At 70.3% G+C, this 20,160-nt stretch carries 18 protein-coding genes; 10 read left to right on the plus strand and 8 right to left on the minus strand.

Annotated elements, in window-relative coordinates; genetic code table 11:
* Positions 1–218 (plus strand): phosphoribosylaminoimidazolesuccinocarboxamide synthase (locus BGN98_RS11085; RefSeq protein ID WP_288121424.1); only part of this gene is annotated, 218 nt, incomplete at its 5' end.
* Between the two features lie 304 nt (positions 219–522).
* Positions 523–1,878, plus strand: a complete 1,356-nt coding sequence (locus tag BGN98_RS11090) for a uracil-xanthine permease family protein (protein WP_288121425.1) — start codon at positions 523–525, stop codon at positions 1,876–1,878.
* A 66-nt stretch (positions 1,879–1,944) separates the two neighbouring features.
* Here BGN98_RS11090 and BGN98_RS11095 read toward each other — a convergent pair whose 3' ends face one another.
* The 5 genes from BGN98_RS11095 to BGN98_RS11115 form a co-directional block, all read right to left on the minus strand.
* Positions 1,945–2,958, minus strand: a complete 1,014-nt coding sequence (locus BGN98_RS11095; RefSeq protein ID WP_288121426.1) for a LacI family DNA-binding transcriptional regulator — start codon at positions 2,956–2,958, stop codon at positions 1,945–1,947.
* A 3-nt stretch (positions 2,959–2,961) separates the two neighbouring features.
* The gene (locus BGN98_RS11100; protein ID WP_288121427.1) at positions 2,962–4,470 is read right to left on the minus strand and encodes a GH1 family beta-glucosidase; all 1,509 of its coding nucleotides are present in this window, start codon (positions 4,468–4,470) and stop codon (positions 2,962–2,964) included.
* Between the two features lie 29 nt (positions 4,471–4,499).
* The gene (locus tag BGN98_RS11105; RefSeq protein WP_288121428.1) at positions 4,500–5,417 is read right to left on the minus strand and encodes a carbohydrate ABC transporter permease; all 918 of its coding nucleotides are present in this window, start codon (positions 5,415–5,417) and stop codon (positions 4,500–4,502) included.
* Positions 5,414–6,514 (minus strand): carbohydrate ABC transporter permease, encoded by a 1,101-nt coding sequence (locus BGN98_RS11110; RefSeq protein WP_036321142.1) that lies wholly within the window; start codon positions 6,512–6,514, stop codon positions 5,414–5,416. The genes BGN98_RS11105 and BGN98_RS11110 overlap by 4 nt, the downstream gene beginning before the upstream one ends.
* A gap of 86 nt (positions 6,515–6,600) precedes the next feature.
* The gene (locus BGN98_RS11115) at positions 6,601–7,875 is read right to left on the minus strand and encodes an ABC transporter substrate-binding protein (protein ID WP_036289120.1); all 1,275 of its coding nucleotides are present in this window, start codon (positions 7,873–7,875) and stop codon (positions 6,601–6,603) included.
* Positions 7,876–8,219: 344 nt separating this feature from the next.
* On the opposite strand from BGN98_RS11115, the gene purS reads away from it, so the two are divergent.
* Complete coding sequence (purS, locus tag BGN98_RS11120) at positions 8,220–8,465, plus strand: phosphoribosylformylglycinamidine synthase subunit PurS (protein ID WP_036289123.1); 246 nt, start codon at positions 8,220–8,222, stop codon at positions 8,463–8,465.
* Complete coding sequence (purQ, locus tag BGN98_RS11125) at positions 8,462–9,169, plus strand: phosphoribosylformylglycinamidine synthase subunit PurQ (protein ID WP_036321138.1); 708 nt, start codon at positions 8,462–8,464, stop codon at positions 9,167–9,169. Before purS ends, purQ begins: the two co-directional genes overlap by 4 nt.
* Before the next feature lie 342 nt (positions 9,170–9,511).
* On the opposite strand, the gene BGN98_RS11130 is transcribed toward purQ, so the two are convergent.
* Positions 9,512–10,066 carry a nucleotidyltransferase family protein gene (locus BGN98_RS11130; protein WP_036289786.1) on the minus strand — a complete coding sequence of 185 codons (555 nt, stop codon included), beginning with the start codon at positions 10,064–10,066 and terminating at the stop codon, positions 9,512–9,514.
* Positions 10,063–11,172, minus strand: a complete 1,110-nt coding sequence (locus BGN98_RS11135) for an XdhC family protein (protein WP_288121429.1) — start codon at positions 11,170–11,172, stop codon at positions 10,063–10,065. Before BGN98_RS11135 ends, BGN98_RS11130 begins: the two co-directional genes overlap by 4 nt.
* Before the next feature lie 143 nt (positions 11,173–11,315).
* Between BGN98_RS11135 and BGN98_RS11140 the strand changes: the two genes are divergently transcribed.
* The 6 genes from BGN98_RS11140 (at position 11,316) to BGN98_RS11165 (ending at position 18,578) form a co-directional block, all read left to right on the plus strand.
* The gene (locus BGN98_RS11140; protein ID WP_288121430.1) at positions 11,316–12,119 is read left to right on the plus strand and encodes an FAD binding domain-containing protein; all 804 of its coding nucleotides are present in this window, start codon (positions 11,316–11,318) and stop codon (positions 12,117–12,119) included.
* The gene (locus BGN98_RS11145) at positions 12,116–14,872 is read left to right on the plus strand and encodes a molybdopterin-dependent oxidoreductase (RefSeq protein WP_288121431.1); all 2,757 of its coding nucleotides are present in this window, start codon (positions 12,116–12,118) and stop codon (positions 14,870–14,872) included. The genes BGN98_RS11140 and BGN98_RS11145 overlap by 4 nt, the downstream gene beginning before the upstream one ends.
* A gap of 74 nt (positions 14,873–14,946) precedes the next feature.
* Entirely contained in the window at positions 14,947–16,041 is a 1,095-nt protein-coding gene (locus tag BGN98_RS11150) for an ABC transporter substrate-binding protein (RefSeq protein WP_005051690.1), read from the plus strand.
* Positions 16,042–16,063: 22 nt separating this feature from the next.
* Positions 16,064–16,876: an ABC transporter ATP-binding protein gene (locus BGN98_RS11155; RefSeq protein WP_005051688.1), complete on the plus strand. Its 813-nt coding sequence runs from the start codon at positions 16,064–16,066 to the stop codon at positions 16,874–16,876.
* Positions 16,877–16,878: 2 nt separating this feature from the next.
* Positions 16,879–17,685, plus strand: a complete 807-nt coding sequence (locus tag BGN98_RS11160) for an ABC transporter permease (protein WP_005051686.1) — start codon at positions 16,879–16,881, stop codon at positions 17,683–17,685.
* Positions 17,682–18,578 (plus strand): ABC transporter permease, encoded by an 897-nt coding sequence (locus BGN98_RS11165; protein ID WP_288121432.1) that lies wholly within the window; start codon positions 17,682–17,684, stop codon positions 18,576–18,578. Before BGN98_RS11160 ends, BGN98_RS11165 begins: the two co-directional genes overlap by 4 nt.
* Positions 18,579–18,718: 140 nt before the next feature.
* Here BGN98_RS11165 and BGN98_RS11170 read toward each other — a convergent pair whose 3' ends face one another.
* Positions 18,719–20,095 carry an amidohydrolase family protein gene (locus tag BGN98_RS11170; RefSeq protein ID WP_288121433.1) on the minus strand — a complete coding sequence of 459 codons (1,377 nt, stop codon included), beginning with the start codon at positions 20,093–20,095 and terminating at the stop codon, positions 18,719–18,721.
* Positions 20,096–20,160: the final 65 nt, after the last annotated feature.

Here is a 20,160-nt window from a genome sequence, read left to right on the forward strand (position 1 = left end):
AGGTGCTCACGAGCGACTCGTCGCGCTACTGGGATGCCGCCGCCTGGGCGCGCGGGACGACCCCCGCCGAGCGGATGGCGAGCTTCGACAAGCAGATCGTCCGCGACTGGCTCGCCGCGGCCTGGAACGGGCAGGGGACGCCGCCCGAGCTGCCCGCCGAGATCGTCGAGCGCACGGCCGCCAAGTACCGCGAACTGCTCGAGAAGCTGACCGACTGACGGGGAGGCGCGTTTCGACTCGCTGCGCTCGCGGGGCGACCGGAGAGGTGAGCGCGCGGCGTAGCCGCGCGTCGAAACGCCCGGACGTGGTGGCGGCGTCGGTCGCCTCGGTGCTCGATGCCACGCGGCAGGCCGTGACACCTCAGCATCTGCCGCGGGGCGAGCGCAACTGAGAGGGGAGCGCTCTTTCACGGCGCGCGTGCGCGGCTCACAGCCCGCTCCCAGGTAGCCTGACCTGGGCATCCGCCGCCCGCCCCACCGCCGACCGCACGGCCGACCGCCCCGCCGAAGAAGGAGCACGAGCATGCCCATCTGGACCACCCACGGAGACGGCCGCACCGTCGAGCCCGGCGCCGTCGTCAAACCGCACGAGCGGCTCGGATGGCCGGCGACGATCGCCATCGGCGCCCAGCACGTGGTGGCGATGTTCGGCGCGACCTTCCTCGTGCCGCTGCTGACGGGCTTCCCCGTGTCGACGACGCTGCTGTTCTCCGGCGTCGGGACGATCCTGTTCCTGCTGCTGACCGGCAATCGCCTGCCGAGCTACCTCGGCAGCTCGTTCGCGTTCATCGCGCCGATCCTCGCCCTCGGCCCGGGCGGCGGCAAGGCGCTGGAGACCGGCGAGCAGATCAGTCAGGCCCTGCTCGGCGTGTTCGTCGCCGGCGTGCTGCTGGCCGGCATCGGGCTGCTCGTGCAGGCCACCGGCACCGGCTGGATCGAGAAGCTCATGCCCCCGGTCGTCTCCGGCGCGATCGTGGCGCTCATCGGCCTGAACCTCGCGCCCGTGGCGTGGACGAACTTCCAGCAGGACGCGCTGCTCGGCGGCATCACGCTGGCCGCCTGCATCCTGTTCGCCGTGTTCTTCCGCGGCTTCCTGGGGCGCATCTCGATCTTCCTCGGCGTCGTCGTCGGCTACGTCGTGGCCGCGCTGATGGGCCGCGTGAAATGGGACGGCGTCGCGGATGCCGCGTGGGTCGGCCTCCCCCAGTTCCACCTGCCGGCGTTCGGCGACGCGCACGCGTGGGTGATGCTGCCGATGTTCCTGCCGGTGATCCTCGTGCTGATCGCCGAGAACGTGGGCCACGTGCGTGGCGTCGCCACCATGACCGGCGATCCCTCGATCAACAAGCGCACCGGACGGGCCCTCATCGCCGACGGCCTGGCGACCACCATCGCGGGCTTGGGCGGAGGCTCGGGCACGACCACCTACGGCGAGAACATCGGCGTCATGGCCGCAACCCGTGTGTACTCGACGGCCGCCTACTGGGTCGCCGGCACCGTGGCGATCCTGCTGGCCTTCTCCCCGAAGATCGGCGCAGTGATCTTCGCGATGCCCGCGGGCGTGCTCGGCGGCGTGACGACCGCGCTCTACGGCCTCATCGGCGTCATCGGCATCAAGATCTGGGTCGACAACCAGGTGGACTTCTCCCGCCCGGTCAACCAGTACACGGTCGCCGTGGCCTTCGTCATCGCGATCGCGGGCTTCACGATGAACCTCGGAACGCTCAGCTTCGGCGCCATCGTTCTGGGCACCGTGGCCGCTCTCGTCATCTACCACCTCGGCAACGCCATCGCCCGGGCGCGCAAGACCGGCGCGGATGACGGCGGGCCGATCGTGCCCATCGGCCCGCTCGGCGGCGACCCCGAGAACGTCGGCTGACGCTCGGCGCCGGATCGACGGACGCGGGGCGGTGCCGACCGACGCGGCGCCCCGCGGATGCCGGGGTCAGGCGGAGTCGCGGACGATGAGCTCCGTCGGCAGGATCGTCACACGGTCGGGCGTGCCGCCGGAGAAGATCGACAGCAGCATGTCGGCCATGCGCTCCCCCTGCTCGTGGGAGGGCTGGCGCATCGTCGTGAGCTGCGGGCTGACGGTGCGCGCGACGGGCGAGTCGTCGAAGCCCACGATCGCGACGTCCTCGGGAACGCGGATGCCCGCGCGTCCGAGCGCCGCGAGCGCACCGCGAGCCATCAGATCGCTCGCGACGAAGAGCGCGTCGAACTCCACTCCCGCATCGAGGATCCGCTGCATCGCGGCCGAGCCGCCGTCGGCCGTGAAGTTGCCGTCCTCCTCGGCGACCGGCTCGAGCCCGGCGGCGGAGAGCGCATCGCGAAAGCCCACGAGACGGTCGATGCCGGCCGGCATCGTGACAGGGCCGGCGATCGTCGCGATGCGGCGGAAGCCTCGACCGATCAGATACTCGGTCGCCTCGCGTCCGCCGGCGACGTTGTCGACGTCGACGTAGTAGTCGCGTTCGCGCTCCCGTACGGGACGGCCGCCGTAGACGACCGGCACGACGTGCGCGATGCGGTCGATGAACGTGTCGCTCGTGTGGTGCGAGACGACGATCGCACCGTCGACGGCGCCGCTGCGCACGTATGCCGAGGTCTTGTCACCCGGATCGTCGCTCGCGATGATCAGGTTGAGCACGTACTCCGACCGGCTGAGCCGCGTGTTGATTCCCGACACGACCGAGGCGAAGAACGGGTCGCCGAAGAACCGGGTGGTGTCCTCGGGCACGACGAATGCGATCGCCATCGTGGCGCGGCTCGCGAGCGAGCGCGCGGCACGGTTGGGCACGTAGTTCAGGTCCGCGATGGCGCGCCGCACCGCTTCCAGAGCCGCCGGGCTCACGGCCGTGGAGCCGTTGACGACGCGGGAGACGGTCGACCGCGACACTCCCGCGGCGGCCGCGACCTCTTCGATCGTCGGGGCGACGCGCGGGGTGTCGATGGTCACGGGCTACCTCTGAAGAGTCGAGATCGGAGCGCCGGGATGCGGGACGGCCCCGGAGACCGGAACCGCCGCGTCGTCGAGTGCGCGGGCGGCGATGACCCGACGATACTCCAGCGCGCTGTCTTTCGCGGTGCGCACCTGGGTGTCGTAATCGACGTGAACGATCCCGAAGCGCTTGGCGTATCCCCACGCCCACTCGAAGTTGTCCAGGAGCGACCAGTAGAAGTAGCCCCGCACGTCCACGCCCGCATCGGCGGCGTCGAGGATCGCGTCCAGATGGGCGAGCAGGAACTGCGTGCGCTCGAGGTCGTGGACGCGGGCGACGCCGTCCTCGACGACGAGCTCGTCGTCGTAGGAAGCGCCGTTCTCGGTGACGTACAGGGCGGTGCCGGCCGGCTGGGCGTACTCGGCCCAGACGCGCTGCAGCAGACGCGTCAGCCCCTCGGGCTGCACCTCCCAGTGCATGTTGGTGCGCGGCAGACCACGATCGTGCCAGTAGATGCCCTCGTGCGACGGGAAGGGGGATGCCGCGGGCCGGTCGGTCGGCGCATCGCCCGGCAGCGGTGGCTGCGGGTCGGGTGCGCCACCCACGAACTCGCCGTGGTAATAGTTCACCCCGAGCGCGTCCAGCGGCTGCGAGATGGTGTTCAGGTCGCCCGGCTGATTCGCCGCCTCGAGCGCGTCGATGGCCTCGGGCGCGACGGCGCGGATGTCCTCGATCACATCGGCGGGGTACGCGCCGCGGAAGATCGGGTCGAGGAACCACCGGTTGAACTGCCCGTCGATGCGGCGGGCAGCATCGGCATCCGCGGCATCCGCGGGGTCGACGGCGTCGGCCACCGTGAGGTTCAGCGTGATGCCGAGGCGCAGATCGGCGTCGCGCTCACGCAGCTCGCGCACGACCGCCCCATGGCCGAGCATGAGGTGGTGGGCGGCGAGCACGCCATCGGTCACGCTGTAGCGGCCCGGCGCGTGGATGCCCGCGGTGTAGCTCAGGAAGGACGAGCACCAGGGCTCGTTGAGCGTCGTCCAGTTCTGCACCCGGTCGCCCAGCGCGTCGTGAACGCTCAGCGCGTACTCGAGGAACTGCTCGCTCGTCGAACGGACGGTCCAGCCGCCCTTCTCCTCGATCGCCTGCGGCATGTCCCAGTGATACAGCGTGAGCCACGGCAGGATGTCGTTGGCCCGCAGCTCGTCGACCAGGCGCTCGTAGAAGTCGAGCCCCTTGCGGTTGACCGGCCCCCCGTCGGGACGCACCCGCGACCACGAGACCGAGAAGCGATACGTGTCGAGACCGAGGTCCTTCATGAGGGACACGTCGTCGCGGAAGCGGTGGTAGTGATCGCACGCGACATCACCGTTGTCGGCGGCGATCACAGCGCCGGGCACGCGGCTGAACGCGTCCCAGATGGATGCCGTGCGACCGTCCTCGAAAGCAGCGCCTTCGATCTGGTAGGCGGCGGTGGCCGCGCCGAAGAGGAAGCCCTCCGGGAAGGAGCGGGAGAACTCTGTCATGAGTCGACCTTTCTGAAGCGGTCGGGCGCTCAGCCCTTGACCGCGCCTTGCATAATGCCACTGACCAGCTGCTTGCCAGCGAAGACGAACAGGATCAGCAGCGGAATCGTGGCCAGAAGCACGCCCGCGAGCACGATCGAGTAGTCGATGAAGTAGTTGGACTGCAGCAGCGACAGCGCCACGGGCAGCGTCGGGTTCTGTCGGTCGAGAACGATGAACGGCCAGAAGAAGTTGTTCCACGCCGACACGAAGGTGAACAGCGCAAGCATGGCAGCGGCGGGCCGCGCGGCCGGTAGGCCGACGGTGAGGAAGGTGCGGAACGAGCTCGCCCCGTCCACGCGGGCCGCCTCGATCAGCTCGTCGGGCACCGCCTGGCGCAGGTACTGCGTCATCCAGAACACGCCGAACGCGCTCACGAGGGCGGGCACGATGATCGCGCCGAGCTGACCGGTCCAGCCCATGTCGCTGAACAGGATGTACAGCGGCACGACGCCGAGCTGGGTGGGGACGGCCATCGTCGCGATGACGAAGACGAGCAGCCAGCTCGATCCCTTGAACGTGAGCTTGGCGAACGCCCAGCCTGCGAGCGTGGAGAAGAACACGACCGAGATGGCGATCAGGCCGGAGCTGATGATCGAGTTCCACAGGGCCATCCAGAAGTTCACGGCCGGATCGTTCATGACCTTCGCGGCGTTGGCGAAGAAGTTGCCGCCCGGGATCCACGACATGTTGGGGTCGCGGATCGTGTACGAGTCGCCGGAGCCGATCAGCAGCGACCAGTAGAAGGGGAAGAGGCTGCCGACGAGCACGGCGGCGAGGCAGGCGTAGACGATCCAGCCCGGGCGGGTCCCCTTGACGTGGCGCGGACGACGCTTCTTCTCACCCCGGCCCGGGGTCGGCAGCGCGTCGTCGACGACGGGGACGGCCTGTTCGTTGAGGACGCTCATCGCGTCACCTCCGCTGATTCGTTCGTGCGACGGGGTTCGGATGCCGCCGCGCGATCGGCGGCGACCGCGGCACGGGCTGCGCGTCGAGCGGCGCGCATCTGTGCCCGGGTGAGGGTGTTGCGGCTTCCTTCGTCGCGCACCAGGTTGCGGGTGATGAAGAGGTTGATGACGCCGATCACCAGGATGATGATGAAGAGGATCCAGGCCAGCGCGGCGGCGCGGCCCAGGTTCCACTGGCCCCAGCCGAGGTCGTAGAGCCAGAGCGAGATCGTCAGCCACTGGTTGTTCGCGCCGCCGGTGCCGGTCTGGTCGTACATGCGCGGCTCGTCGAAGATCTGCAGGCCACCGATGGTGGACGTGATGATCACGAAGATCAGGGTGGGGCGCAGGCTCGGCAGGGTGATCGCGAAGAACTGGCGCACCTTTCCGGCGCCGTCCACCGTCGCGGCCTCGTAGTAGTCGCGCGGGATGGCCTGCATCGCCGCCAGCAGGATGAGGGTGTTGTAGCCGGTCCAGCGGAAGTTCACCATCGTGGCGATCGCGATGTGGCTGGCGAAGGTGTCGGAATGCCACATGACGGGAGGCAGTCCGATGCTGCTCAGCCAGGTGTTGATGATGCCGTACTGGTCACCGAACATGTTCGAGAAGATCAGGGCCACGGCGACCGGGGCCATGACGTACGGGACGAGCACGCCCATGCGCCAGAAGGTCTTGGCGCGGATGTTCTGATCCAGCAACGCCGCGATGAACACGGCGGCGATGAGCTGCGGCACCGACGACAGCAGGAAGATGCTGAAGGTGTTGCGCAGCGCCGCCCAGAACTTCGGGTCGGAGATCACGGTGGCGTACTGGTCGAACCCGACGAACGTGCCGGAGTTTCGCACCAGGTCCCAGTCCATGAAGGAGATCACCGCGGTGTACCCGATCGGGAAGAGCCCGACGACGAGGAACAGGATGAAGAACGGGGAGATGTACAGGTACGGCGAGAGCTTGAGGTCCCACGAGCTCAGCCGGCTGCCGAAGCCGATCCGTTTCGGCTGACGCGCGGCGATGGCGGCGGTGCCGCGCACGCGCGTGGAGGTTCTGGTGGTGTCCACTCTTCAGTCCTTCGATCTCGTGGTTGAGGCAGGGAGCGGGCCCGGGAGGGTCCCCCGGGCCCGCTGTCACATGTCTGCCGTCGTCCTTACTTGATGGCGGCGACTTCCGTCTGCCACTGCGCCCACGAGGCGGCCTTGTCCTGCGTTCCCTCTTCGACGCGGGTCAGAGCCTTCTGCATCGCGTCGTTGATCTGGAAGTAGAACTGGCCCTTGAAGGGCGAGACGGTGACCGCGTTGGCGCGGTCGGTGAGGATCTGGCCCACCGGAGCGTTGTTGAAGAACTCGTTCTTCGAGCTCAGCAGCGTGTCGGACTTCATCGCGTCGACCTGGCTCGGGAACGTGCCGGCCGCCGCGAACGCCTTGAGCTGCGTCTCGGGGCTGGTCAGCCAGTCGGCGAGCTGCTGGGCAGCCGCGACGTTCTTGCCGTTGGCGGGGACGGTCAGGTACGAACCGCCCCAGTTGCCGCCGCCGCCGGGGAAGACGTTGGCGATGTCCCAGCCCTTGACGTCCTTGGCGTTACCGGAGATGACACCGAGCATCCACCCCGGGCAGAGCATCGTCGCGAACGAGCCGTTGGACAGGCCGGCCATCCAGTCGTCGGACCACTGGCTGAGGTGGGCGGACTGCGTCTTGGCGGCGTCGAGCACCTGGTTGTAGATCGTCTCGACCTGCGGGTCGATGGTGATCTTGCCGTCCGAGGGGTTCTCGTACGCGGCCTCGACCTGGTTGATCATGCCCTGGTAGGTGCCGCCGGCGGAGTCGAAGAACGCCTTTCCGGTCGCGGCGGTGTACTTGGCACCGGTGTCGAAGTAGGTCTTCCAGTCGCCGGTGAGCAGCTTCGCGACCGACTCGCGGTCGGTCGGCAGGCCCGCCGCGGCGAACAGGTCGGAGCGGTAGCAGACGCCCTCGGGACCGATGTCGGTGCCATAGCCGATGAGGTTGCCCTTGGGGTCGGTGGCGGCCTTGGTCTTCCAGTCCAGCCAGCGGCTCTTCAGGTCGGCGGGAACGGGGGCGAGCAGGTCGGAGTACTTCATGACCTCGGGCAGCCAGTCGACCTCGATGGCCTCGATGTCGGCGAGGCCGGTCTTGCCGAGCTTCTGGAAGTAGTTGGCGCGCGCGTCGTTGCTCGTGGCCGCCTTGTTGTGCACGATCGTGACGTTCGGGTGCTCCTTCGTGTACTCGGCGAACAGGGCGTCCGAGTATCCGAAGTCGTTGAAGGTCGCAACGGTCAGGGTGACCTTCTCGTTGGGGTCGGCCGTGGCTGCTCCGCCGCCGCCACCGGCACAGCCGGCGAGGACGAGGGCGGAGGTGGTCGCGACGCCGGCCACGAGGCCGATGCGCCGCAGTGCGCGTGTGTTCACGTGTCACTCCTTTGTGGATGTGTTTCAGGTGCGTGGGTTGCGTTCCCGTCTCCCCGCGTTACCGCGTCGCTATCGGAATGGGAGCGCTCTCACCGGACACCGATGACGTTATGGGATCGCTCCCAGGAATGCAAGGGAGCGCTCCCATGAGCCGATCACAGTTGCGTAACGGCGGCCGTGGCAATTCGCTGGCGTCCGCGTCGCCCGGCGTCGCGCTGGCAACGGATGCCGAGGGCGGGATGCCCGTAGACTGAGGGCGACCCCTTCCCTCCCGTGGCGCGCCGACTCCGGCATCCGTCGGCGGGACGACCCCGCGGCCGTCAGGCGGCCCTCAGGAGGACCGAATGCCCACCATCGTCGTCGATGTCATGCCCAAGGCCGAGCTGCTGGACCCGCAGGGCAAGGCCGTCGCCGGCGCCCTCGGCCGCCTCGGCGTGGAGGGCTTCTCGGCCGTCCGCATCGGCAAGCGCTTCGAGCTCACCGTCGACGTCGCCGACGAAAAGACCCTCGAGACGGTGCGCACCCTGGCCGACGAGGTGCTCTCCAACGCGGTGATCGAGGACGTCGTGGGCATCGAGGTCGTCGAATGACCGCACGCATCGGCGTCATCACCTTTCCGGGCTCGCTCGACGACGGCGACGCCCAGCGGGCGATCCGCCTCGCGGGCGCCGAGCCCGTCGCCCTCTGGCACGGGTCGCACGACCTCGAGGGCGTCGACGCGCTCGTGCTGCCGGGTGGCTTCAGCTACGGCGACTACCTGCGCGCCGGTGCGATCGCCGCGCTCGCCCCGATCATGACCGAGGTGAAGGACGCGGCCGCCAAGGGCATGCCCGTGCTGGGCATCTGCAACGGCTTCCAGATGCTCGTGGAGGCTCATCTGCTGCCGGGCGGTCTGATCCGCAACGCCCACCAGCAGTTCATCCGGCGCGACCAGCGCCTGCGCGTGGAGAACGCGTCGACCGCGTGGACCTCGGCGTTCGAGACCGGCCAGGAGATCACGATCCCCCTCAAGAACGCGGACGGCGGCTACATCTGCTCGGCCGAGACGCTGAAGCGAATCGAGGGCGACGGACTCGTCGCGTTCCGCTACCTCGGCGTGAACCCCAACGGCTCGCTGGACGATATCGCGGGTCTCACGAACGAGCACGGCAACGTCGTCGGCCTCATGCCCCACCCCGAGCACGCGGTGGAGCCGGGCTTCGGCCCGAACACCCCCGACGCAATGCGCTCGGGCGTGGACGGCCTGGGCTTCTTCACCTCGGCGATCGCCGCCGTGGTGGGCGCCGCGGCCTGAGCGCCGCCGCCGCTGCTGCTGCTGCTGCCATCGCCGCCGCTGTCATCGCCGCCGCCGCCATGCCGAACTGCAAGGCCCCGCGGGCGACACGCGGGTGAGGTTCGCCGGCGAGCGGCGTGTTGCGCGGCATCCCTTGCAGTTGGGTCGCGGGTGCGGCGACGTGGGGCGGTCGCGGGCGAAGCTCGGGTGGGGCGCGGGCGCCGCGGCCTGAGCGCCGCCGCCATGCCGGACTGCAAGGCTCGGCGGGCGACACGCGGGTGAGGCCCGCCGCCGAGCCGCGTGTTGCGCGGCATCCCTTGCAGTTGGGTCGCGGGTGCCGCGCGGGCGCGGCGGGGGCGGGGGTCAGGCGGGGGTGTCGCGGTCGCGGCCGTGCCACAGGTCGGCGCACTCGATGCGCGCGGCGCCGTGAGCACGCAGGAAGGCGCCGGCACCGGCGTCTCCGGTCAGCTCGTCCGCCAGCTGCGACCAGTGGGCGCGACCGATCAGCACGGGGTGGCCCGGACGCCCCCGATACACGGCCTGACGGAGGGCGTGCGCCTCGGCATCCCGCATGATCCGTCGGCACGCGGATGCCGGGAGCTCCGGCACGTCGACGGGAACGAGCAGCGCGGCCACCGCGCTCGACGCGGCGGCGGCGTCGAGCCCGGCACGTACGGATGCCGAGAGCCCCTGCTCCCACGCGGCGGCGGACACCACGACGGCATCCGGAGGGACGAGCCGTCGCGCCTCGTCGGCGGCGGCACCGAGCACGACCACGATCGGATCGCAGCCCGCGGCGCGGAGCGCACCCACCGCGCGCGCGACCCACGGTGCGCCCGCGGGCGTTCGAGCGAGCGCCTTGGGCCCACCGAAGCGGGTTCCCGCGCCCGCGGCCAGGACGATGCCGCAGACCGTCACGGCACGACGGCGGACGGCACGACGGCGGACGCCGCGACGTCGGCGGCGATCGGCGCGCACACCGCGGCGCCCACTGGGGGCCGCACCGCCGACACGGCGCCTCCGCGTCCGGCGGCATGGATCGGACCGGCCAGGACCGACAGCCGTGCACCCGACCCGCCCCGGCGATCGGCGATGATCTCGGCAAGAATCGACAGGGCGGTCTCGTCGGCGCAGACGCCGCCGAGGTCGAGGCCGATCGGGGAGCGCAGGCGCGCGAGCTCGGCGTCGCGCACGCCGGCGTCGCGGAGGCGGCGGAGGCGGTCGTCGTGGGTGCGGCGGCTGCCCATGGCTCCGACGTAGTCGGCGGCAGAGCCGAGCGCGACCCGCAGCGCCGGGACGTCCAGTCGCGGATCGTGACTCAGCACGCAGATCGCCGTCGGCCCGTCGAGCCGCTCGCCGGCCAGATAGCGGTCGGGCCAGTCGACCACGACCTCTGCACCGGGAAAGCGGTCGGCGTTGGCGAAGACCTCCCGCGGATCGACCACGCTCACGCGCTGCCCCATCGCCTGACCCAGGCGGGCGAGCGCGACGGCGAACTCCACGGCGCCCACCACGATGAGCCGCGGGCGCGCGCCGACCTCGACGACGATCGCATCGGCGTGCGGCGCGGCATCCGTCCCCGACGCGGCAGCGGTCCCGTGCTCGACGACACCCGTCCCACGGAGAGCGCCCGACGTCACGAGACGGAAGCGGGTGGGGATGCCGGCGGCATCCCGCTCCGCCAGCAGCGCGAGCTGGGCCGCCGCGGCGCCGCCGGGCAGCACGGGGCGCACGAGCACCTCGACCGCTCCCCCGCAGGTGAGGCCCGCGGCGAGGCCCTCGCCGTCGCTGTAGCCGAAGCTGTCGACCGACACCGCTCCGCTGTCGATCGCCTCGAGACACCGCTCGTAGACGGCGCCCTCGACACACCCGCCGGACACGTTTCCGAACACTGCGGCATCCGAGACGATCATGCTCGCCCCGACCGGCCGCGGCGCGCTGCCCGAGACCGCGACGACCGTCGCGATCGCGAACGCACGCCCCTCGCGCACCCACTGGGCCGCCGGGGACAGGATCTCGCGCATGGTCGTCACCGTAATCGCCGCTCGTTGCGAGCCTGTTGCGTGCGCGTGAAACACGGGCGAAACGGCACTCTGTTTCACTCGGACTCGATCCGGTCCGCGCACCCGACGCCGCGGACGGGACGCGAAACAGATCGGAGCGGCACATGGACATCACCAGCGTGCGCTCGTTCCGGACGGCGCGCACCCGCGAGGACCTCCTGCTCGCGCCGGGTGAGACGATCATGGCGGGCGGCACGTGGCTGATGAGCGAGCCGCAGCCGGCAACGACCGGTTTCGTCGACCTCACCGGCATGGGCTGGCCCGACCTCGACGCCGATGCCGAGGGCCTGCGCATCGCCGCGACGTGCACCATCGCTCGGCTCGTCGCCTTCTCGAGGGAGGCTCCGGCGTCGTGGACCGCCGCCGCGATGATCCCCGATGCCGCGAACGCCCTCCTCGCCTCGTTCAAGATCTGGAACACCGCCACCGTCGGCGGCAACATCTGCCGCGCCTTCGCGGCGGGCGCGATGGTGGCGCTCTGCGTCGGGCTCGACGGGGTCGCCGAGATCTGGAGCGGCGAGGGCGACCGTGAGCTTCCCGTCGCCGAGCTCGTCACCGGCAACGGCACGACCTCGCTTGAGCGCGGCGAGGTGCTGCGCGCGATCCGCCTGCCGGCGAAGGCGCTGCGCTCCCGCGCCGCGCTGCGCAAGATCGCCCTCGCCGAGCACGGCCGTTCGGGAGCCGTCGTCACGGGCCGGGTCGACCCGGATGGCGCCAGCGTCTTCGGGGTGACGGCGGCGACCTGGCGGCCCACGGTGCTGCGCTTCGCTACGCTGCCGGATGCCGCGACCCTCGCCGCCGCGATCGAGGACTCCTCGGGGTATTACACCGACCCGCTCGGGTCGGCGGACTGGCGTCGCGGTGTCGCCGTCGCACTCGCGGAGGACATCCGGAGGGAGCTCGCATGAAGTGGGTCGTCGACGGCGCCGAGGTGGATGCCGAGCCGCGTCCCGGCCAGTGCCTGCGCACTCTCCTGCGCGAGACGGGCCACACCGAGGTCAAGAAGGGGTGCGACGCGGGCGACTGCGGCGCGTGCACGGTGCTGCTGGACGGCGACCCCGTGCACTCCTGCCTCATTCCTGCCGTTCGCGTCGAAGGTCGACACGTCACCACGGCGGCCGGACTCGCGCCGGGCGACGAGCTGCATCCGGTGCAGGAGGCGCTGGCGACCGGATTCGGGTTCCAGTGCGGGTTCTGCACGCCGGGCATGAGCGTGACGGCCTCGACCCTCTGCGAGAGCGACCTCGACGACCTCGACCGTCGCATGAAGGGCAACCTCTGCCGGTGCACGGGGTATCGCCCGATCCGCGAGGCGATCATGACCGCGGTGCGCGAAACGGGGCGGTCGGCACGGCGCGCGGACGCGGATGCGGAGGCATCGGCATCCGCCGTCGTCGGCCGCTCGGTCGCGCCCCCCGCCGGCCCGCGGCTGACGCAGGGGCACGAGAGCTTCACGTTCGACCTCGAGCCGGATCACCCTGCGGCCGACGCCCTCGTGCTGCGGCTGGTGACGAGCCCGCACGCACACGCGCGGATCACGGCGATCGACACCACGACCGCCCGCGCGGTGCCGGGCGTCGTCGCGATCTTCACCCACGCCGACGTTCCCGACGTCCGCTACTCCACCGGCCGTCACGAGCACCGCACCGACGATCCCGACGACACCCGCATGCTCGACGACGTGGTCCGCCACGTCGGGCAGCGGGTCGCCGCGGTGGTCGCCGAGACCGCCGAGGCGGCGGATGAGGCGTGCAGGCTCGTCCGCGTGGACTACGAGCTGCTGCCCGCCGTCTTCGATCCGGAACAGGCGCGCCGGCCGGGAGCTCCCCTGCTGCACCCCGACCGCACGCCCGCAGACCGGGTCGACGAGGCCGGGCGCAACGTCATCGCGAGCGTGCACGCCGGCCCCGACGCCGCCGAGCTCGAGGCCGCACTGTCGGCGAGCGCCGTGACGGTGACCGGAACCTGGCAGACCGCGCGGGTCACCCACGCGCAGTTGGAGACCCACGGCTCGATCGGCTGGCTCGACGACGACGGCCGCCTCGTGCTGCGATCGTCGACACAGGTGCCGTTTCTCGCCCGCGACGAGATCGCGCACATCTTCGGACTGGACCGCGACCGCGTGCGCGTGCACACCGCGCGCCTCGGCGGCGGCTTCGGGGGCAAGCAGGAGATGTTCACCGAGGATCTCGTCGCCCTCGCGGTGCTGCGCACGGGCCGTCCGGTGGCGTTCGAGTTCAGCCGCGCCGACGAGTTCCAGCGCGCCGCCGTGCGGCATCCGATGCGCGTGACGGTCACCCTCGGGGCCGACGCCGACGGACGGCTCACCGCCATGGCGATCGATCTGCTGAGCGACACCGGCGCCTACGGCAACCACTCCCGCGGCGTCATGTTCCACTCCCTCGCCGAATCGACGACGATCTACCGGGTTCCCCTGAAGCGTCTCGACGCGGAGGTCGTGTACACGAACAACGTGCCGTCCGGCGCCTTCCGCGGATACGGGCTCGGGCAGGTGGTGCTCGGGGTGGAATCGGCGATGGACGAGTTGTCCCAGCGGTTGGGCATCGACCCGTTCGAGCTGCGGCGGCGCAACGCCGTGACGCCGCAGGACGACCCGGGGCACGACGACCTGGTGTGGGGCAGCTACGGCTTCGACCAATGCCTCGATCTCGCCGAATCGGCCCTCCGCCGCGGCAACGGCGTCGAGGCCCCCGCGGGGTGGCTCGTCGGCGAGGGCGTCGCGGCGGCGATGATCGCCACGATGGCGCCGTTCGGCCACATCGCGCACACGAGCGTCACGCTCCGCACCGACGGCACCTATCTGCTGCGCGCCGGGACGGCCGAGTTCGGCAACGGCACCACGACGGTTCTCCGCCAGATCGCGGTGACGGACCTGTGCGCCGCCCCCGACGGCATCGAGCTCTGGCACGCCGACACGGATGCGGTCGCCCACGACACGGGCGCCTTCGCATCGGCCGGCATCACCGTCGCGGGCAAGGCGCTCCACGCCGCCTGTCTCGCGCTCGCGGAGCGGCTGCGCGCCCGCGCCGCCGAACTGACCGGCACGGATGCCCCCGAGGCTCGACTTATGCCCGACGGCGTATACACGCCGGTTCGCATTGTTTCCCTTGCTGAGCTGACGGCGGACGGCGAGCTCACCGCCGACGGCAGCGAGCGGGGTGAGCACCGTTCACTGGCGTTCAACGTCCATGCCGTCCGCGTCGCCGTCGATCCCCGCACCGGTGTCGTCCGCATCCTGCAGTCGATCCAATCGGCGGATGCCGGTTTCGTGATGAACCCCGCGCAGTGTCGCGGACAGATCGAGGGCGGGGTCGCGCAGGGCATCGGCAGCGCCCTGTACGAAGAGGTGATGGTCGAGGACGGCAAGGTCACCACCCCCGTCTTCCGGCTGTACCGCGTGCCCCAGTTCGGTGACATCCCCGAGACCGAGGTCTACTTCGCCGACACCGCCGACGATCTCGGCCCGTTCGGTGCGAAGTCGATGAGCGAGTCGCCGTACAACCCCGTCGCGCCGGCGATCGGCAATGCCATCGCCCGCGCGCTGGGCGCCCGTCCCTACGAGCAGCCGTTCCGCCGCGACCGTGTCTGGCGCCTCGCGTCACACCACCGAAACACGAACGGGCAAACGCCGGAAATGTGAGGCACCTATCGTCTCCAGAATCACCGCAGCCCGTTCTGCATCCACAGCACATGACACCGCACCCGGGAGACCCGATGCCTTCACGCTCCACCCGCCGCCGCGGCGGAATCATCCTGGCGGTCGCCGCCGCAGCCGCCCTCGCTCTGTCCGCCTGCTCGTCGGCGGGAGGCGCAGCCAGCCCCTCGGCATCCGGTGAGGCCGCCAGCTACGGCGACATCAGCGTGCAGTACTCGTGGATCAAGAACGAGGAGTTCGCGGGCGAGTTCTACGCCTACGACAACGGCTACTACGACCAGGCGGGCTTCTCCAAGGTGACGGGCGTCGCGGGCCCCGACACGGGTGTCGCCAAGCTCCTGTCCGGCTCGGTGCAGGTCGCGCTGACCGATGCCGCATCCGTCGGCGCCGCCGTGTCGGAGCAGAGCGCTCCGCTGAAGATCATCGCGACGACCTTCCAGAAGAACCCGTTCACGATCCTGTCGCTGAAGGACAAGGGCAACATCGCGACCCCGAAGGACCTCATCGGCAAGAAGATCGGCGTGCAGGACTCCAACGCCTCGGTCTTCAAGGCGCTCCTCGCTGCGAACGGCATCTCGGAGAGCCAGCTGACGATCGTGCCCGTCGACTTCGATCCGACGCCGCTCATGAACGGTGACGTCGACGGCTTCATGGCCTACCTCACCAACGAGGCCATCACGGTCGAGATGGCGGGATACCCAACCACCAACCTCGCGTACGCGGAGAACGGTCTGCCCTACGTCGCCGAGTCGTACGCCGTCACCGACCAGTACCTCGCCGAGCACAAGGACCTGCTGAAGGCGTTCCTCATCGCGGAGATCAAGGGGTGGACCGACACGTTCACCAAGCCCGTCGACGACACCGTGACGGTCGTCACCAAGCACTACAACGACTCCGCCGCGGCGGGCGATCTCACCTTCGGCGAGCTGAACCCCGCCAAGGTCAAGGCCGGCATCGAGGCGCAGGCGAAGCTCATCTCCACCGACGAGACCCAGGCCAACGGCCTGTTCACGATCTCGGACGACCTGAAGGCCCAGACCCTCGCCTCCCTGAAGGCGTCGGGCTGGGAGCTGACGGCCGACCAGCTGTTCGACACGTCGATCATCGACGAGATCTACGCCGAGCACCCCGAGCTCAAGAAGTACCTCCCCTAAAGAGATGTCCGTGTCATCCACGATGGATGCCGGTGCCGGCGCATCTGCCGCCGGCACCGGCATCCAGATCTCCGGGGTCTCGAAGTCGTTCACGCTGCGCGGCGGACGCTCGCTGCAGGCACTGCAGGACACCGACCTGCACACCGACAAGGGCTCGTTCCTCGCGCTGCTGGGTCCCTCGGGCTGCGGCAAATCCACGATCCTGCGCATCCTCGCCGCCCTCGACCACCCCACGGACGGCGTCGCGCTCGTCGACGGCGAGACACCCGACCAGCTGCGCGCGAAGAGCGAGCTGGGGATCGCGTTCCAAGACCACGCACTGCTGCCGTGGCGCAGCATCCGAAAGAACATCGAGCTGCCGTTCGAGGTCGCCGGTCGCAAGGTCGACCGCGGCTACGTCGACGAGCTGATCGACCTCGTCGGCCTGCGCGACTTCGCCGACGCGAAGCCCGCCCAGCTGTCGGGCGGCATGCGCCAGCGCGCGTCGATCGCGCGCGCCCTCGTGCTGAAGCCGTCCGTCCTGCTGCTGGACGAACCGTTCGGCGCGCTCGACGACATGACCCGGCAGAACCTCAACCTCGAGCTGCTGCGCATCTGGACCGAGAAGCCGGCGACGACGCTGCTGGTGACGCACGGCATCAGCGAGGCGATCTTCCTCGCCGACCGCGTCGCGGTCATGTCACCGCGGCCCGGACGGGTCAAGGAGATCATCGAGGTCGACCTGCCGCGTCCGCGGACGCCCGAGATGATGCGCACGCCCGAGTTCCACGCGCTCGTGGACCGCGCCTCCGAACTGCTGTTCGGACACGACGGCCGCGCCGAGGCCGAGGCGTAGCCGTGGCTCGCGTGCGCGTGCCCGGCTGGGTCGCGGGACTCGTCGGCGCCGTCGTGCTGGTGGGCGTGTGGTGGCTGTTCTCGCTGACCGCCTTCCGTCCGCAAGACGGGACGAGCTACACTCCGGTCCCCTCACCGTGGGCGGTCGTGGACTGGCTGTTCGTGCAGGGCAACATCGCGGGCGCCTGGGGCGTGTTCCAGCCGACCATCACCGCGGCGGCGATCGGCTACCTCTGGGGCAACGGCATCGCCCTGCTGCTGGCGACGGTCGTGCTCGTCTTCCCGCGCACCGAGACGGTGATCACCCAGATCGCCGTCGTCACCTATTGCCTTCCGATCGTCGCGGTCGGGGGCATCTCGATCGTCGTCCTCGGTGGCGCGAAGAACCCCGGCGACCCGTCGGCGACCGCGATCTTCCTCGCCGCTCTCGTCTGCGTGTTCACGACGGTGGTCGGCGCGATCCTCGGGTTCACCTCCGCCGACAAGGCGGCGCTGGACGTCGTGCGCGTCTACGGCGGCGGCCGGTGGACCCAGCTGCGCAAGGTGCGCCTCGTCGCCGCCCTTCCGGCGATCCTCACGGCGCTGCAGATCGCCGTGCCGACCGCCTTCCTCGGCGCGGTGCTCGGCGAGTACCTCGGCGCGATCACGGCGGGCGTCGGGCCGACGCTCATCCGCCTGCAGGGCCAGCTGGACTCGGCCGGCGTCTGGTCGGTGTTCCTGCTGTGCGCCGTGTTCGCCCTCGTCGCCTACGGACTGTTCGGCCTGCTCATCAGACTCGTCACCCCGTGGGTGGCCGGAAAGGCGGTGTGAGCGTGCACGTCATCGACACGACCCCCGCAACACCCGCGGCATCCCACGTGGGCACCGCCGACCCCATCGCCGTCGCGCGCCTGCGCGCCGAGCGGCGCCGCGGGCTGCGCCGCACCCTGCTGCGCTCGCTCGGCAACGCCGGCATCACCCTTCTCGTGCTGCTGCTGCTCTGGCAGGCGATCGTGAGCCTCACCGGCATCTCGCCCTACATCGCCAAGGGCCCGTTGGATGTGTGGACGTTCCTCGTCACGGCGCCGAAGGCGGAGGCCAACCGGGCGCAGATGTTCCCGCTGGTCGGCCAGACGCTGCTCGACGCGTGGATCGGATTCGTCGTCGGCATGCTCGTCGCGATCGTCCTGGCCATCGCGTTCAGCCTGTCCAAGGCGATCGAGGCGGGCGTCATGCCGCTCGTGCTGCTGCTGCGCACCATTCCCCTGGTGTCGATCGCTCCGGTCATCATCCTCGTCACGGGACGCGGAACCCCGGCATCCGTCGCCGTCATCGGCACCGTCGTGGTTCTCTTCCCGGCCCTGGCCAACGTGCTGTTCGGGTTGAGCCGCGCCAGCCAGCAGAGCCTCGATGTCGTGCACGTCTTCGGCGGCGGCCGGTTCACGGCGCTGCGCAAGGTCAACCTGCCCGGCGCGCTGCCATCGGTGTTCGCCGCGGCGCGCGTGTCGGTGCCGGGAGCCGTGACCGGTGCACTGCTGGCGGAGTGGCTGTCGACGGGCACGGGCATCGGCGGATCGATCCTGAAGTTCAACGCGCAGGCGCAGTTCGCCCAGCTGTGGACCTCGATCGCGCTCATCACGCTGATCACGCTCGTGCTCTACAACCTCGTGCAGATCGTGGAGAACATCGTGCTGGCCCGCATGGGCATGGCTGCCGGGCGCTGAGGCCGCGCCGCGCTGACCCCGCCCTCCGAACCGAACTGCAAGGCCGGCGGGCCGACACGCCGTCGGCCACGGCGCGGATGCCGCGTGTCGCACGGCATCCCTTGCAGTTCGGCCGGGCGGGGGGCAATGCGGGCGGCGGGTCAGTGCGGGTGGCCGCGGAGCGGGATCACGGCGGCGGGCAGCTCGTGCACCTTCGCGGAGGCCTCCTCGGCGAGCGGGTTGGTCGAGACTCCGTCGGCGTTCACGAGACGACCGCCGACGTAGACGGCCTTCAGGTTGCGCGGGCTCATCGCCAGCACGTACGAGCGCACCGGGTGCCAGAGCGGCCCGACGTCGGGGCGGCGCGGATCGACCACGACGAAGTCGGCGAACTTGCCGACCTCCAGCGATCCGACGCGGTCGGCGACGCCCATGATCTCGGCCGATCCGAGGGTGTGCAGGCGCAGCATCTGCTCGGGCATCATCGACAGCGGATCCTTCGTACGCGCCCGCTGTGCGTAGATGCCGATGCGCATGTTCTGCCACGGATCGCTCACGTCGGTGCAGGCCTGGTCGTCGAGGCCGACGCCGACTTTCATCCCCATCGCGAGCATCTCGGGCACGAGCGCGGTGCCCGAGGCGAGACGGCCGTTGGATGCCGGCTGCCACGACATCGCCGCACCCCCGGCCACCGACTGCGCGATGATCTCGGGCGTGGTCTGGATGAAGTGGCCGAACACGAGCCCGAGCTCGAGGGCCCCGGCATCGCGGTAGAGCGCGAACTTCGACTGCTGGTGCTCGACGGCCTCGGGTGACTCGAGGAAGTGGGCCTGGTTGGTCACGCCGTACCGGCGCATCGCCTCGACTTCGAAGGCCGCGGCATCCGGGTGCGGAGACCACTGCACCTGGCCCATGATCGACGAGCCGAGCGCGTAGTCCGCATCGAACGTGCGGGTGTGGGCGACCTCGGCGGCGAACCGGTCGAAGACCTCGTCGGGGGTTCCGGCGGTGACGTCCATGCCGGCGGCGTCGACGAAGCGGATGCCGGAATCCCGCGTGCCCTCGGCCTGACGCCAGTGGTACTCGAGGCCCCGCAGGCCCGCGGTTCCGGTGCGCTTGCCGTCGACCATCGGCTCCCACGCCTGCAGCGGGTCGGTGAAGTTGTACGCCGTGGTGACCCCGTTCGACAGGAAGTCGAGGGAGCCGTGCAGCGTCGCCCAGTAGAGCTGATCGGCGCTCATGTGGGCGGTGGTGCCGAGCATCGCGTCGCACCAGCCGTAGAGGGTGTCGGCGACGCCGAGCCCGCGCAGGCCGCTCGTGAACAGATGCGAGTGACTCGACACGAAGCCGGGCGCGACGAAGGCGCCCGCGACGTCGAGGGTCTCCTCCGCGGTCGTGCCGACCGGCGGGGAGCCCGCGCCGAGCGCGGCGATGCGGCCGTCGTCGCCCACCAGCATCCAACCGTCCTCGATGTAGCCCGGGTCGTCGGTTCCGGCCGGAACGGTGATGAGACGGGCGTGTGTGACGAGGAGCGACATGCTCTGCACGCTAATGAGGCCATGTTTCCGACCTGTCACGGCTCGGAAACACCCGTGCACGAAGC

It is taken from the genome of Microbacterium sp. 69-7 (assembly GCF_001897985.1).
In the GTDB taxonomy this organism is placed as follows: Bacteria; Actinomycetota; Actinomycetes; order Actinomycetales; family Microbacteriaceae; genus Microbacterium; species Microbacterium laevaniformans.